We start from the raw sequence: 15,118 nt of genomic DNA, 5'->3' as shown, positions 1-15,118 counted from the left end.
TGAAAGGATGGAGCTATGGAACGGTTCGGGTTGCAGGCAAGCATGCGTTTATCACAAGGCAGATGGTTGGAAGTGGGCTTGGAAGAAGGGCTGACATTTGAGCTTCTGACGCCTTTGCAGTTGAAGATGATTCAAGAATATCCGATTCCCGGAGTGCTGCCTCTAAAAACAGAAGAGATCGGCGGACAGCTCAAGCTGCTCTATGAACTGGGTTCCCGGCGTTCACTGGCATCTATTCTTAAGGAGCATAGTCCCGATCTCGCCGGATGTCTTCAACTGCTGCACGAAGCGGCGGCTTGTGTGAGCGATAGCGGCAATTTCATGTTGAACGAAGCTCAATTTTTGGTGGATAAGAATTATATTTATATGGATAGGAGCTGGGCAGACGTCTCGCTGCTGTGCTTTCCATTAAAGGAAATTCCGGCCGCGTTCACTTCCGGGAGTTGGGGAGCCCTTGTGCGTGACTTAAGCAGCCGACTCATGGGGAAAGAACGAGGACGCCTTGCGAGACTTGCGGAGTTCTGCGAGCGTGAAGATTTCTCTGTTCGAGACTTTAAGAGGAGAGTATACCTGGAAATAAGCGAGAATAAGGAAAGTTTTAGAACGGACGGCTGGAAGGGAGGAGAGCAGTTGGAACGGCTAATTCGAAGTTCGGCATTCCCTGAATCAGGTATACAGAACCCGGCGGATTTCGATGAACGGGAGGATAGGAAGCTTTCTGTTTCTACAAACGCAGAAAGGAATATTCCTGAGACGGAACCGCTGCAGTTTCACCGTCAAAATAACAAGGCCGGCGGTGGTCATTTGCCACGAGACAGCGAGCACATGCCGCATGACCGGTCCGGATCGGCTCATAGGATTGCGCATGAGAGTCGTATTGAACGTAAGCCGCCGCGCGGTGCTGCAAAGAAGTTTATCCAAAGTCGTCAACAACTCACTGCGGGCGGCGAAGATCATCGTGTGATGACTGCGTCGGGTTGTGCGGGCTTAACGCAGCCGGTCTCACCGGAAAATGTTGTTTCCGCTGGGGGTTCCGGTGGTGCGGTTTCGGCTTCCTTTGCAAAAGGTTCAACCGCAGCGGCCGGGGCTGCTCTAACCTGTTTTTCCGCAAGCGGAGCCGCAGTAGCTCCCTCCGGAAGCGAAGCGATTCCATCGCATACCGTTGCTTCACATAGGGCAGTTACGCGAACCGCTCCGCCGCCAACTGCAGCTGCCACAACCGCGGCTGCACCAAACGTGCCGCCGCCCGCCGGTGCGGCGGCCCCCGCGGGACCCCTTCGCGGGTCCCGCGGCAAAATCCTCGCGCTGGGAGGCGCATTCCTGATCATCGGGATGATCTGGAACGCTTATTTCAGCGCTCCCGGAACCCCGCTGCTCTATATCAGCAGCGGAGCGACGCTGCTGGCGCTGGATGCCGCTTACATACTCTTGGCTGTCGGCCTTCCCGGCCGCCGTATCAGCCATACGAAAGAAGCGGCACCCTCCGGCAGCAGCCTATATCCGCCAGCGGCGGAACAGGAGCCGGTATCGCTAGAGCAGTACTACGCCCGCTTGGGCGAACGTACGACGCTTTTGGCTCCCCCTCTATCTGCGGTAACGTCCGCAGATGAAACGGTTTTCCTCGGGGTCGAGTCGGCACCGCCCTCCCCGAAATTCCGTCATCCCGTACTCGAGGTTATGCGGGAAGGGCGGAAAGAAACGATTCTCCTGGATACGGATTCTTTTATAATCGGGCGCGCGGAGGGGGATGCCGACTATATCGAAGATGTGCTGGGAATTTCCAGAATTCATGCGCAGTTTTTGCGGACGCCGGAAGGTTATGCGGTTAAGGACCTCGGTTCGCGAAACGGTACGTTTCTAAACGACGGGATGCTGGTACCTTATCAGATGGTCGCTTTAAAAGACGGAGACGTGGTGCGCATGATTTATACCGAATTTAGCTTCCGATCGTGCTGATCAGTTCCGGTCCCGTTACGTTAATGATATAATGGACAAGTTGTTGAAGAATCGGGAAAGAGGAGAATGCCCAATGATTACACATGTCGTGTTTTTCAAGCTTAAGGATCGCAGCCCGGAGTCCGTCGAGCAAGCAAGAGCCAAACTGCAGAACATGGAAGGCAAAATTTCCGAACTGCTGCATATCGAAGTAGGCGCGGATGTGATCCATTCCGAGCGTTCTTATGATCTGGTTTTGATCACCAAATTCAACTCCCTGGAAGACCTCAAAGCTTACAATGTGCACCCGGTCCATCAGGATGTGCTCGCTTATATGGGGGAAGCCAAAGACGGCGTTGCTCCTTGCGTAGACTTTGAAAGCTAATTTTCAGTCAATTAGCTGCTCACTTAAGAACTTGCCGTTTAGCGCGGCAGGTTTTTTTATCGTTTTAGCCGCCGTCAAAACATGCGCGGAACGTCATGGCCATCATCTCAAGGTGAACGAATTCGTTGGTCCCGATGTCATTGATCACCGGAAGTTTCCCTAACCATGAATAAGCTGAGTTTATATTCGCCTTTCTTCATTAACGTTACCCACCCTAAAAACTTCATCCACCCCAGTTTCCCCCAACACCCGCTGCCTTACGGCTCCTCTCCTTCCTCAATCATCTTGCTCCTTATCGCCTGTCTTTACGAACAAAAAAACGGCCGGCTCCTGTTCGGAGCAGACCGCTTTTCAAAGCTGAATTTTATAAAGCTTAAGATAGAAAATTTAAGATGAGACTATAGCATGAGATCAATAATCATACTCGCGTATTTACGAAAACCGATTAGTTCGCGATAAACTCTTGGACCCATTCGCCGTTATAGTAAGCGACTCCGATTTTTGTAAAGTTCGGGCTCAAAATGTTTTGACGGTGACCCGGGCTGTTCATCCAGGAGTTCATCACATCCTGCGGGGTGCGCTGTCCTTGGGCGATATTTTCACCTGCATACGTATAGGAGATGCCATAAGATTTCATCATATCAAATGGAGACCCGTACGTTGGAGAGTTGTGGTCGAAATAGTTGTTAGTATACATATCCTTCGCCTTATCCAGTGCCATCGCGGCCAGCGCGCTGTCGGAAGCGAGCGGCTTTAAGCCTGCTTTGGCGCGTTCCTGGTTTACAAGCGTTACAACCTGGTCCGCGTATTCCGATTGGGATGCGGCCGGTTTTTCAACCGGTTTCGGAGCTGGGGTCGCAGCAGGTGCGGAAGGCTTGGCTGTCGGTTTCGGCGTGCTTACGGGTGCCTCGGTTTCCGGAGCGGGAGTGCTCGGTTTTGCCGCAGGTACGGAAGGCTTCTGGGCTTCCGGTTTCTTTTCAGGTGCAGGTGCGGACGGCGTCTGTACAGACGGTTTTTCCAGAGCGGGTGGCGCTGTCGGTACGACGATCTGCACGCCTTTCCAGATGAAGTTCGCGTTTTTCAATTGCGGATTGGATGTAAGAAGAGAAGCGAGATCAATGCCGTATTTGTTCGATAGGGTCGAAAGTGTTTCCCCACCGGAAACGTTGCATGGCGCGGCGGATACGGATGCGGCACCTGCTCCGAAAACGGACGTGAGGGCGAAAACACCGACTAGCGTTGCTTTTTTAATAGATTTCAAGTTGGAATCTCTCCTTTTTCGGCCTGCGAGGTTAGCTGACGGATTCGGGTCAAAGAGCAATCACCCGGCCATGAACATCATGGCTTCACCCCAAAAATGGGTTCCCCCGTGCTTCCGTAGAAGCTTCGGCCTTGATTTTTGCTTTCCGCCTGAGATGAGCGGCAGGCATCCCGTTCTGTGCCGCGCTCTGTCCCGGAAGAAGCCATTTAATCCTAGCATGCGATTTGCTAGATTTCACGGGTCAAAGTTTTCCAGCGGCGTCCGGATTGTTTTCCTCAAAACGGGTTTATCGTTTGAAAACAGCGGGGAAACAGTGTAGTATCACCTGTATGAGAGCACATTTGAACGGAAGCCGGATTTACCAAAATTTTCGGGATCCGCACCCGTATTTACATCTATTGAAAGAACCGCAATAGAAAAAAATATTTCCGAAATTAAGTTAGATAGCGAAAAATTCTTTCAAATCAATCGCGCCTATTTCGAAATAAAAAGCTGTTGCCCGCAAGCCGAAACCGACGCCTTTTCTGCGAGTAAGCGCGGATGCCCGTAAATCAAAACCGACGACTGTTTCAAGACTGGTGGATAAAGGGAATTTCGGGGTATTAAGTAGAAGCAAGACTTTACATAGCGTCCGGAAACGGCAAGCGGAAGCCTCAGGCATAAATTTTTACGCTGTACGGTTTCGTTTGCGGGGGCGACACTACTCGTACGGGGACAGAAAAGGAGAGGTTGAGTTTATGGAGCAAGTAAACAGAACGTATCTGCTCGAAGTGCTGGACATGCTTTTAAATACACCGAGTCCGAGCGGGTACACCCACCACATTATGGACAAAGTGAAGGCAGAGGCCGAGAAGCTGGGCTACAAGCTGGAACTGACGAATAAAGGCTGCGGCATCATTACGATTCCTGGCAAAAGGAGCGATTACACGATCGGTCTCTCGGCTCACGTGGATACGCTTGGGGCGATGGTTCGCTCCATCAAGGACAACGGGCGTCTGCGCCTCACATCGGTAGGCGGCTTTATGATGGCGGCCATCGAAAACGAGTACTGCCGCGTTCATACGCGTCAGGGGCTTAGTTATGAAGGCACTATTCTGACCACCAAACCTTCGGTTCACGTATTTCCGGATGCGAGAGACCACAAACGCGTCGAGGAGAACATGGAGGTCCGCCTGGACGAACTGGCTTTTAACAAGGATGAGGTGCAGAAGCTGGGAATTCGTGTCGGGGATTTCGTGTCTTTCGAGCCGCGGGTCCGAATGCTGGAGAACGGGTACGTGAAATCACGCCATCTGGACGATAAAGCGAGCGTGGCCGCCCTTTTGGCTCTTATGGATCTTCTTAAGAACGAGCTGATCGAACCGGCCTGCACCGTTAAAATCATTTTGACCACTTACGAGGAAGTCGGCCATGGAGCTTCCTACATCCCGGCAGACATTGACGAGCTGGTCGCAGTCGACATGGGGGCCATGGGGGACGATCTGACCTGCACCGAGCAGGACGTTTCGATCTGCGCCAAAGATTCCAGCGGTCCTTACGATTACGCGATGACTTCCCAACTGATCCGTCTCGCGGAGCATTCCGGTATCCGCCACGCGGTGGATGTATACCCGCAATACGGTTCGGACGCTTCGGCGGCGCTCCGCGGAGGCAGCAACATCCGTGCCGCGCTGATCGGCCCCGGTGTTCATGCCTCGCACGGTATGGAACGCACGCATGTGGACGCCATTGCGGGAACCGCTTCTTTGCTGCTGCAATATATTTTGCATCCGGCCGCGGCGGCGAGCGAACCGGGGCAGCCCGAAAATCCCGTAAGCCCGGTCTAATCATCCCGGGAACCGGACTCTACTTCCGGTTGGTCTCATCCGACGCCGAACGGCGGATATGAGGGCAGCCGGAATTCATTTCGCGCGACCGCTTAAGGACGGAGGAACTCATGAGTATTATTCATGCCGAACATCTTGTAAAAACTTACGGAGAGAAAGTTCTCTTCGACGATATTTCCTTTACGATCTCGGAAAAACAGCGGATCGGCCTGATCGGTGTCAACGGCACCGGCAAGTCCTCGCTGCTGAGAATTTTGGCCGGGTTGGAAACGCCCGACTCAGGATCGATCGTTCATTCCAATCATTTCCGGGTGGAATACTTGCCCCAGCAGCCGGAGTTCGACGAACGTTCAACGGTTCTGGAGCAGGTTTTTTACGGGGAGACGCCGCTTATGAAGGTGCTCCGCGATTACGAGCAGGCGCTTACCGCCCTCGAAAACAGCCCCGAAGACGAGGCTGCCCAGCAGAAGCTGATGCGGGTGCAGGCGAGAATGGACGAGCTAGACGCATGGGAAGCCGGCACAACGGCCAAGACCGTTCTGACGAAGCTGGGCATTACGGAATTCGGCAAGCCTGTCGGCGAACTGTCCGGCGGCCAGCGGAAGCGTGTCGCGATGGCCCGCGTACTGATTCAGCCCGCCGACCTGCTTATCCTCGACGAGCCTACCAACCACATCGACAACGAGACGGTGGACTGGCTGGAGCAGTTTTTAAGCAAATGGAAAGGCGCTTTGCTGCTCGTCACGCACGACCGTTATTTCCTGGAGCGCGTAACCAGCCGGATTCTGGAGCTCGACCGCGGCAGCATTTACAGCTATGAAGGCAACTACACGACGTTTCTGGAAAAAAAAGCCGAGCGCATGGAGCGGGAAGCCTCCAGCGAAGACAAGCGCCGCAATCTGCTCCGCAGAGAGCTTGCCTGGCTGCACCGCGGCGCGAAAGCCCGCACGACGAAGCAGAAAGCACGCGTCGAACGGGCGGAGGAGCTGCGCGACCGCAAAGTCGACGGGCCTGCGGCTAAGCTCGATATGGCTCTTGCGGGCAGCCGCCTCGGACGCAAAGTCATCGAGCTGAAGCAGGTGAGCAAAGGCTACGAAGGGCGCGAGCTCATCCATGATTTCAGCTACATCGTGCTGCCGGATGACCGGATCGGCATTATCGGCCGCAACGGAAGCGGCAAATCGACGCTGCTGAACATGCTGGCCGGACGCCTCGACCCCGACAGCGGGGAAATCGAGCGGGGAAGCACCGTCAAGCTGGCCTACTACACACAGGAAAGCGTCGAAATGGATGAGAAGCAACGTGTCATCGAGTATGTCCGCGAGGCGGCAGAAGTCATCCGCACCAAAGACGGAGAAAGCATTACGGCGGCACAGATGCTGGAACGATTCCTGTTTCCGCCGAATCTCCAGTGGACGCCGATCGGGAAACTTTCCGGAGGCGAGAAGCGCCGGCTCTATCTGCTGCGTACACTGATGGGAGAGCCGAATGTTCTCCTTCTTGACGAGCCGACGAACGATCTGGATATTCAGACGCTTTCCATTCTGGAAGATTATCTGGAGCAGTTCCCGGGCGCCGTCATTACGGTATCCCATGACCGTTATTTCCTGGACCGGACGGCCGAGCATTTGTTTTCGTTTACGGGCGGGGGCGAAATCGAACAGTATATCGGAACGTATTCCGAATACCTGGAGCTCAAAGAGCAGCGCGAAGCCACCGAGCCTAAGTCCGAGCCCAAAGATAAAGCCCGGACTCAGGCCGCCGCATCGTCCGCTCCATCCGTCGGCGGTGCCGAAGCGGGCTCCGGCGGAGAGCGCGCCAGGAAGAAAAAACTTTCCTTCAACGAGCAGAAGGAATGGGATACGATCGAAGACCGCATCGCCGCGCTCGAAGAGAAGCTGGAGCGGATCAAGAGCGATATCGCGAAGGCCGGAAGCGATTACGGCCGGGTACAGGAGCTGTACGCCGAAGAGATTGCCGCGGGTGAAGAGCTGGAGCAGGCCATGCAACGCTGGACCGTTCTCTCGGAGCTCGTGGAGGAAATCGAGCGCGGCAAGTAGGCTCATTCCCGTAATTTCAAGCGGGGAGCCCTTTTTTATGGTATACTAAAAGGAATTGGCTTGGAAGAAGCCGTGATTCTACAAAAAGGCAGGTTAACCGCACTTATGATCACTGTAACGGATGTAACGCTTCGATACGGCAAACGCGCTCTTTTCGAAGACGTTAATATTAAATTTACTCCCGGCAACTGCTACGGCCTGATTGGCGCTAACGGGGCGGGAAAATCCACGTTTCTGAAAATTTTGTCCGGCGAAATCGAGCCCAACAAAGGCGACGTTCATATCGCTCCGGGCGAGCGTATGGCGGTTCTGAAGCAGAACCATTACGAATTCGATGAAACCGATGTTCTGAAAACGGTTATGATGGGCCATGCGCGCCTCTTTCAAATTATGGAAGAGAAAGACGCTCTCTACGCGAAATCGGATTTCTCCGAGGAAGACGGAATCCGTGCGGGCGAGCTTGAAGGCGAATTCGCCGAGCTTGACGGCTGGCAGGCGGAGTCCGATGCGGCCGAGCTTCTGATCGGTCTCGGCATTCCGAAAGAGCTTCACGACCAGAAGATGAAAGATCTGGACGGCAACGAGAAAGTCCGCGTCCTGCTTGCGCAGGCGTTGTTCGGCAGCCCGAATATTCTGCTGCTCGATGAGCCTACCAACCATTTGAATCTCGAATCGATCCAATGGCTGGAGAACTTCCTGTCCAGATTTGAAGGCACCGTCATCGTGGTATCCCATGACCGTCACTTCCTGAACCAGGTTTGTACGCATATCGCCGACATCGACTTCAGCAAAATTCAGATGTACGTCGGCAACTACGACTTCTGGTACGAATCCAGCCAGCTGGCTTTGAAGCTTGCCAGAGAGCAGAACAAGAAAACCGAAGAGAAGCGCAAGGAACTCGAAACGTTTATCGCGAGATTCAGCGCCAACGCTTCCAAATCGAAGCAGGCGACATCCCGTAAGAAACAGCTCGAGAAGCTTACGTTGGACGACATCAAGCCTTCCAACCGTAAATACCCGTTCATCAACTTCAAACCGGAGCGGGAGGCGGGCAAGCAGCTTTTGGCGATCGACGGTGTAAGCAAGTCCGTTGAAGGCCAGAAAATTCTCGACAATATTTCCATCACCGTAAACAAAGGCGATAAAATCGCTTTCGTAGGTCCGGACGGTCACGCGAAAACGACCTTGTTCCAGATTTTGATGGGTGAAACGGAAGCGGATGAAGGCACCTACACATGGGGCGTCACCACAACCCAGGCTTATTTCCCTAAAGACAACTCGCAGTACTTCGATGGTGTCGATATGAACCTCGTCGACTGGCTGCGTCAATATTCCAAAGATCAGGACGAATCGTTTATCCGCGGCTTCCTGGGCCGGATGCTTTTCTCCGGTGAAGAGGCGCTTAAGAAAGCGAGCGTTCTGTCCGGGGGCGAGAAAGTGCGCTGCATGCTCTCCAAGATGATGCTCGCAAGCGCGAACGTTCTTATTCTTGACGAGCCGACGAACCACTTGGATCTCGAATCCATCACGGCTCTCAATAACGGGCTGATCGACTTTGACGGCACGATGCTGTTCGTATCGCATGACCATCAGTTCATTCAGACGATTGCCAACCGCATTATCGAAATTACGCCAAAAGGTGTAATTGACCGGATGATGCCTTATGACGAATATCTGGAAAATGAAGATGTGCGCCGTCTGCGTGAAGAATACTACGCTTAAACAGTAGAGGCTTGCAATGGGATACACAGAAGAGGCGCTTGGATGCTTGTCATCCGGGCGCCTTTGCTGCGCTCCGGGACGCGGGGACGGACGGGAAATCCGATTGCCGCGGCCGTGCTGCCAGCACGCCAATTAAATGGAAAAGAGGGCTGCCGCGTATGTTTGATCCGACGGTTTACGAGAATTTGAAAGTCGTCCTGGAAGGGACGGTTTACGATTTGGATCTGTCCGGCGAGATTCTGGTGACGAACCGGTCGGACGTGATGGATCTGTCCAGCCTGGGCCGCCATTACCGGATTCGGTTTGTCCTCCGGGGAGGCGGGGAGAATACGGCTTCTCCTTGGGCGGAACTTCACCTGGAGGCAAAGCTGGAAGATTTGGCCGCTGAGCTGCTGAGCCGCAAAGGCGCCGAACCGGGCTGTACGCTGACGGTAAAATTCGGGTTCCTTACCCACGACCCTTCGCGGGACTGCCCCGCCGCCGGGTCCTCGCTGGAATCCATCTGGAGCGGAAGGCCGCTCATCACTCAGACGCTTTCTTACGTGTTCGGCTCCGAAAACGAAGGCTGGCACAACGAGGTGCTGCTCGAATTCGGCCGCAAAGTCAACGAAAGCCATCTCGACGACTTTGAAGGTTTGCTGGAACATACGCTGTTGTCGTTGTCCGTGCTCAGAGATAACTTCGCTTCCTGAAGCGGCACGGGTCATTCAGCTTTGCCGGGCTCATGCCCGCTAGGGAACTGCCCTGATTTTTTTCGCACAGCGAAGCTCCCGGAGCACGGTGCTCAGCGTCACATGACGGTGGTCAACCGATCCGGAGCCTTGCAGCCGGACTACGTTTTTTACGGAAAGGAGATTGGTATGCAGGATTGGAACGATGAGCAAATCGGGCAGGCCATTAAAGAAAAACAGTCGTTCGCCGTATTTTTTCATACCCCTTTTTGCGGAACTTGCAAAGTCGCCAGACGGATGCTTGACGTGGCTATGACGATCGAGCCTGAACTGCCCCTTAAAGCCTGCAATGCGAATTACGCGGGGGCCTCCGTGCAAAAGTGGAAAATCTCGTCCATCCCCTGTATAGTGGTGGTAGAGAAGGGAAATGCCGTACGATTTATTTACGCCGTAAAATCGGTGGATTATTTGCTGTCCGAACTTCGTTATTTGACGGGTATGCAGCATTTGAGGATCGTCGCGTCGTCGGATTATCCGGAAAACACTCCGTAACAGAGAGGAGCATCCACTTATGAACTATAGAAACGAAAGCACTGCTTCTGTCGGTGACCTGGTCATAGCAACGTACAAAACGGGAGAGTATATCGGCCGCATCGTGGAACCGCCTTCCAATATCAAAGCGGCCGTTCAGGTTCTCGCGGTAGTTAAGCATCCTTCGCAAGGCGATCTTCATAACCCCCAGCAGGGAGATGTCCCGTTCTTTCATCAGCGCCGGGCGCTCGCTTTCCAGGAAATCGCGTTGATGCCGTTGTCGAGCATCCATGCCTATCACGGGAATGTGCCGGATTACACCCTTTCGCTCCAGCAGGCACTCGAACGCGAGCTGAATATGCTGCATCAGACGGAAGAGTGGGCGAGACGCTCCATCGCGGAGCTCGAAGAGCTTCACCGCGAATATTTCCCGCAATAAGTCGGCTGGACAAGCAGGTTTTTGAACCATGATAAACATACAGCACGCACAAATCGTCCATTAAAAAGCAAAAAAATCCTGTATTCACGAGTCGTGAACAGGATTTTTTGTTTTTCGCCTTCCGGATGCCGTCGTACCCAGGCAGGAATGAAGCCGCCAGCGGGCAGCTACTGCCGTCGTTGTTCACAAGCGGGCTAATGCTTCGGTACGTCTACAATCACGTTCCCTGCGATGCTGTTGGGCGTTTGCGTTTTGTTGTGAAACCAGAAGCCCGGCGTGTCTTTAATCCCGTTCAGGGTCAGCCGGAATGCTTTTTTGGGCAAACGGTCGGACCGGATAAGCAGATTGCTGCCGTCAACCGTAATTTCACCGGGGCTCAGAATAAAGCTTTCCGCATCTGCCGATACCATCACGCTGCCTTCGGCTTTAGCGGAGCCTTCGTCGATTCTTTTCTGAAAAGGAATCTTTACTTCCGTGCGTGATAGCCGCTGCGCTTTGCCGGGAGCGGGAGCCTCCTTGTACATATAACCGCCCAGGTGATATTCGTACGCGGTCCAGGTGGAATAGCCGAGTTCACGGACTGAATCTGAAAAAGCGCTCAACCAGCCGCCGTCCTTAACCATAAGAAGGGCTGAGCCGATGTCCGCCTGAACGCCCAGCGGAAGCCCCGGATGCTCCCTTTTGATTTTATCCGCAAAAACCTCATACTGCTTCACATAATCCGGAGGGAGGCTTTCCTGCGGTTTAAGCCAGTCGGGCCAGTGGGTTTGCAGAAAATGGATGTCCGGCTTAACCCGGCCGGCCATGGCTGCGGCATCGAGGCCCTGCAGTTCCCTCAGTTTGTCAAAGGACCCGGGTCCCGCATCTACGGCCAGCGACCAGGTGGCCACGAGGATATCTTTCCGGGCTTCCCGGACGCCGCCTTTTCCGTTGATCAGCTCGTTCAGGAAATCGTTCACCGCTTCAACGCGGAAGTCTACCCATTTCCGGTAAGTCACCGTATCGGTCAAATAATAGCGTGGCGAAGACGCGTCGGTAAAATCGGGCATCTCCAGCCCCGTTTTGTCGCGGAACGCTTTCCGTGCGAGCGGCCCTACGTCCCCGTACACGCCGCGGTTAATTCCGTCCCATTCGGGAAAGTATGGCTCCGCGACCTCGATCCCGTCAAAAGGATAATCGCGCACGAGCCTGGCGAGCGCCTGCTTTTTCCACTGGACATAGGCCGGGCTGTGGGGAGAGAACCGGTAATACCCGTCGTTCAGAGGCTTAAGCAGCTCCATCTGCCACGAAGGCCAGTCCGCCGGAAAACGCGCCGTAGAGTAGCTTCCGTTGCCGAGAACGAGCGCCCATACGCCGATGCCTTTTGCCTGGAGGGCATTGATAAAGGCGCGGTTCACATCGTTTTCGTTGACGACAAAATAATGAACCGTTTTGTATCCGCGCTGAAGCAGTTCATCGGCTATGCTTTCGGGCGTCCGGTTTTGGTAATAGGCGAAAGAGGGATCAACCTGGATGGAAGGGCCGTGGAGCGCGGCTTCTCTCCGTTTCTTCTCGGCGGCTTTGGATTGAGGAGCCTGGCGGTCTTCCTGCGCGAAAGCGGGCATGGCATACAAGAGCTGGGCGAAGAGCGTCACCAGAATCAGCAGCGCAAGCGGTTTGAATAACCTGGCACCGGTTCGCCGGGGGCCGTGCTTTTTCCGGCCGGTCATGTGTCATTCCTCCTTGCTTTCATTAGGATAGGGATTTCAGGGACTGTCTAATAAGCCGTGGTCCATGAAATGTTTCGCTTTTTAAAGTAAAAAGAAATATATTTTCTTCATAACACTTTATATAAAAAAATAAAGCGTTTTATTCCTTTCCAAATTCACTTGGCGAAAACCTTTTTGAAAATATGGCGGGAAGGCTGATGCTGTCCTTCATTTGTGTTAAAATAAAGCCGAACTTACTTTAACGTGATATCGGAGGGTTTTGCACAATGGCACTCAATGATGAGATCAGAATAGGCGTCATCGGCGCGGGCAATATCGGTAACGTGCACATACTAGGGCTGCTAGAAACCCCGGGCGTTACGGTAGCCGCGGTTGCTGACGTGTTTCTTCCGCTTGCCGAAGCGCGGGCCAAAGAACATCAGATCTCTAAAGTTTACGGAAATGGTGAAGATTTGATCCATGATCCCGACATAGATGCAGTGGTTATCGCCGTATCGAACGAATGGCACGCCCCCCTCGCGGTAAAAGCGCTTCAGGCCGGCAAGCACGTCCTGCTGGAGAAGCCGATGGCCATCGACGTGAAGGCCGCCAAGGAAATCGTTCTGGCCGAACGCGAAAGCGGGAAGGTTCTGATGATTTCGCATCAGCGCCGGTGGGAACCGCTCAATATGCAGGTGAAGGAGCTTGTTCAGCGCGGCAAGCTCGGCAGCATTTATCATGCGAAAACCGGCTGGCTGCGCCGCAAAGGAATTCCGGGCTGGGGCACCTGGTTTACTCAGATGTCCAAATCGGGCGGCGGACCGCTGATCGATATCGGCGTGCATATGCTGGATTTGTCCCTGTCGCTGATGGGCAATCCGCGTCCGGTTTCCGTCTTCGGCGCCACCTATTCGGAATTTGGGCCCAAACGCCGCGGAATCGGCAGCTGGGGCAAACCGAACTGGAGCGGCAGCTATGACGTGGAAGACTTGGCGACGGCGCTGATCAAGATGGATAACGGCAGCACGCTGACGCTCGATGTGAGCTGGGCGGCGCTCACCGAAACGGACAATCAGCCGTATATTCATCTTCTCGGCACGGAAGGCGGAGCGACGCTGCGAGGAAGCTCCTACGGCAAGCTTTTTGCGGAAATGTTCGATAAGGAAATCGACGTGGAGCTTCAGCTGCCCGAGCAGCAGACCGATCCCCGCCTCCTCATGAACATGCATTTTCTGGAATGCATCCGGACGGGAAGCGAACCGATGACCTCCGTCATGTCGGGCTATACGAACAACCTGATTCTCAATGCAATCTACGAATCGTCCCGTACCGGCAAAGAGGTTGAACTGGACTGGGATTTATCTAACTAACCCGGGGGAGCTGCAGAAAAGTGGATTGGATGGCGTTAAGCTTAATCGGAACGATCGCGTTTGCCGTCAGCGGCGCGATTGTCGCAATGGAAGAGGACTATGATATTCTGGGCGTTTATGTGCTGGGTTTTGTAACGGCATTTGGCGGAGGGGTTGTCCGCAATCTGCTCATCGGAGAGAAAGTGACGATGCTCTGGCAGCAGGGGTTCCAGTTTACGATTGCGCTGGCCGCAATGACGCTGGTCTTTATATTCCCGCTGGCCTGGATCAAGCGGTGGAAATCCTGGGAATCGTTCTTCGACGCCATCGGTCTGGCGGCCTTCTCCATACAGGGGGCGCTCTATGCGTCCAATCAGGGGCTTCCCGTAAGCGCCTCGATCGTAGCGGCCGTACTTACGGGAATCGGGGGAGGGGTTATCCGCGATCTCCTCGCCGGGCGTAAGCCTCTCGTTTTAAGAGACGAAATTTACGCGGTCTGGGCCATGCTGGCCGGCTTTCTTATCGGTATCGGCTGGCCCCAGAATCCGCTCGGTCTAATCATTTTGTTCATGATTGTCGTCGTATCCCGGATGTTCTCGGTCATCTTCAAGTGGAAGCTTCCGCGCCGTTCCCTGCGGACGCTGCTCCAGCAGAACGACGTGCCGAACAAACAGCGGCCGCCCGCTCTGCAGGAAGAAAGGAGAGAGTTCGATGTCAGCTGAATCTTTCTCGGCCCTCGGCAAAATTTCCGGGGACCTCCTTCAGGAAAGACTCCAAACGGTCAAAGATCTGAAGCAGGGCGAACTGGACATGTACGCTTTGTCCAAAGACAAGGAAACAGGCGAGCATTACGTGCATTATGCGTACAGACACCGCCAAATTTCGGGGACGGGCGAGGAAGAGCAGTTTCATCAGCTCCTCCCCGTAGAAAGCGACGATGTGCTCGGAATTCTTTTCTCGGATCAGCCCTACGAATATCCGGCGGCCTGGAACAGACCTTTTCTGCGAAACGGTCCCGAAGGGTTCTACATCTGGTTTGATCCGGGTTACGCTGAAGATACCGATGGGGATGAACGTTTTGCCCGGGAAGTCCGGGAACGGCTTCTCCGGATGAAGCAGGGAGGCAAAGTGGACGAAGAAGCGGTCAAGCAGCTTTTTCGCGAGCTCGATGAATTGAAATAAGCGTTACGGAAAGCGTCCCGGGAGGGACGCTTTTTTTGTCGGGCGCAAAGTCTGTGGCAGGCACGGCGC

13 protein-coding genes and 1 riboswitch are annotated in these 15,118 nt (G+C 54.1%); of the genes, 11 read left to right on the top strand and 2 right to left on the bottom strand.

Annotation, left to right across the window (positions count from 1 at the left end):
• The first annotated feature begins 15 nt into the window (after positions 1-15).
• Positions 16-1,956 (top strand): DUF6382 domain-containing protein, encoded by a 1,941-nt coding sequence (locus C4S74_RS08260; protein WP_103994872.1) that lies wholly within the window; start codon positions 16-18, stop codon positions 1,954-1,956.
• A gap of 73 nt (positions 1,957-2,029) precedes the next feature.
• The gene (locus C4S74_RS08255) at positions 2,030-2,320 is read left to right on the top strand and encodes a Dabb family protein (RefSeq protein ID WP_042228061.1); all 291 of its coding nucleotides are present in this window, start codon (positions 2,030-2,032) and stop codon (positions 2,318-2,320) included.
• Positions 2,321-2,765: 445 nt separating this feature from the next.
• On the opposite strand, the gene C4S74_RS08245 is transcribed toward C4S74_RS08255, so the two are convergent.
• Positions 2,766-3,581: a CAP domain-containing protein gene (locus tag C4S74_RS08245; protein ID WP_103994870.1), complete on the bottom strand. Its 816-nt coding sequence runs from the start codon at positions 3,579-3,581 to the stop codon at positions 2,766-2,768.
• A gap of 5 nt (positions 3,582-3,586) precedes the next feature.
• A riboswitch (cyclic di-AMP (ydaO/yuaA leader) is annotated at positions 3,587-3,722 on the bottom strand.
• A gap of 596 nt (positions 3,723-4,318) precedes the next feature.
• Between C4S74_RS08245 and C4S74_RS08240 the strand changes: the two genes are divergently transcribed.
• The 6 genes from C4S74_RS08240 to kapB all read left to right on the top strand — a co-directional run bounded on the left by C4S74_RS08240 (position 4,319) and on the right by kapB (position 10,830).
• Positions 4,319-5,407 (top strand): M42 family metallopeptidase, encoded by a 1,089-nt coding sequence (locus C4S74_RS08240; protein WP_103994869.1) that lies wholly within the window; start codon positions 4,319-4,321, stop codon positions 5,405-5,407.
• Between the two features lie 110 nt (positions 5,408-5,517).
• Positions 5,518-7,467: an ABC-F family ATP-binding cassette domain-containing protein gene (locus C4S74_RS08235; protein ID WP_103994868.1), complete on the top strand. Its 1,950-nt coding sequence runs from the start codon at positions 5,518-5,520 to the stop codon at positions 7,465-7,467.
• Positions 7,468-7,572: 105 nt separating this feature from the next.
• Positions 7,573-9,189 carry an ABC-F family ATP-binding cassette domain-containing protein gene (locus C4S74_RS08230; RefSeq protein WP_103995316.1) on the top strand — a complete coding sequence of 539 codons (1,617 nt, stop codon included), beginning with the start codon at positions 7,573-7,575 and terminating at the stop codon, positions 9,187-9,189.
• Between the two features lie 158 nt (positions 9,190-9,347).
• The gene (locus tag C4S74_RS08225) at positions 9,348-9,881 is read left to right on the top strand and encodes a hypothetical protein (protein WP_103995315.1); all 534 of its coding nucleotides are present in this window, start codon (positions 9,348-9,350) and stop codon (positions 9,879-9,881) included.
• Between the two features lie 168 nt (positions 9,882-10,049).
• Positions 10,050-10,412, top strand: a complete 363-nt coding sequence (locus C4S74_RS08220) for a thioredoxin family protein (protein WP_103995314.1) — start codon at positions 10,050-10,052, stop codon at positions 10,410-10,412.
• A 19-nt stretch (positions 10,413-10,431) separates the two neighbouring features.
• Entirely contained in the window at positions 10,432-10,830 is a 399-nt protein-coding gene (gene kapB, locus C4S74_RS08215; RefSeq protein WP_103994867.1) for a sporulation phosphorelay system protein KapB, read from the top strand.
• Between the two features lie 194 nt (positions 10,831-11,024).
• Here kapB and C4S74_RS08210 read toward each other — a convergent pair whose 3' ends face one another.
• On the bottom strand, positions 11,025-12,539 hold the full coding sequence (locus C4S74_RS08210; protein ID WP_103994866.1) for an N-acyl-D-glucosamine 2-epimerase: 1,515 nt from the start codon (positions 12,537-12,539) through the stop codon (positions 11,025-11,027).
• A 266-nt stretch (positions 12,540-12,805) separates the two neighbouring features.
• On the opposite strand from C4S74_RS08210, the gene C4S74_RS08205 reads away from it, so the two are divergent.
• From C4S74_RS08205 to C4S74_RS08195, 3 genes are read left to right on the top strand one after another with little or no spacing between them, the layout of a single operon-like run.
• Positions 12,806-13,888: a Gfo/Idh/MocA family protein gene (locus C4S74_RS08205; protein WP_103994865.1), complete on the top strand. Its 1,083-nt coding sequence runs from the start codon at positions 12,806-12,808 to the stop codon at positions 13,886-13,888.
• A 20-nt stretch (positions 13,889-13,908) separates the two neighbouring features.
• On the top strand, positions 13,909-14,589 hold the full coding sequence (locus tag C4S74_RS08200) for a trimeric intracellular cation channel family protein (RefSeq protein ID WP_016424035.1): 681 nt from the start codon (positions 13,909-13,911) through the stop codon (positions 14,587-14,589).
• Positions 14,579-15,049: a hypothetical protein gene (locus C4S74_RS08195; protein WP_103994864.1), complete on the top strand. Its 471-nt coding sequence runs from the start codon at positions 14,579-14,581 to the stop codon at positions 15,047-15,049. Before C4S74_RS08200 ends, C4S74_RS08195 begins: the two co-directional genes overlap by 11 nt.
• Positions 15,050-15,118: the final 69 nt, after the last annotated feature.

It is taken from the genome of Paenibacillus sp. UNC499MF (genome assembly GCF_900107975.1).
Lineage (GTDB): Bacteria > Bacillota > Bacilli > Paenibacillales > NBRC-103111 > Paenibacillus_F.
The sequence above is the reverse complement of the archived record's forward strand: the minus strand, read 5'-3'. Positions and strand labels throughout refer to the sequence as shown.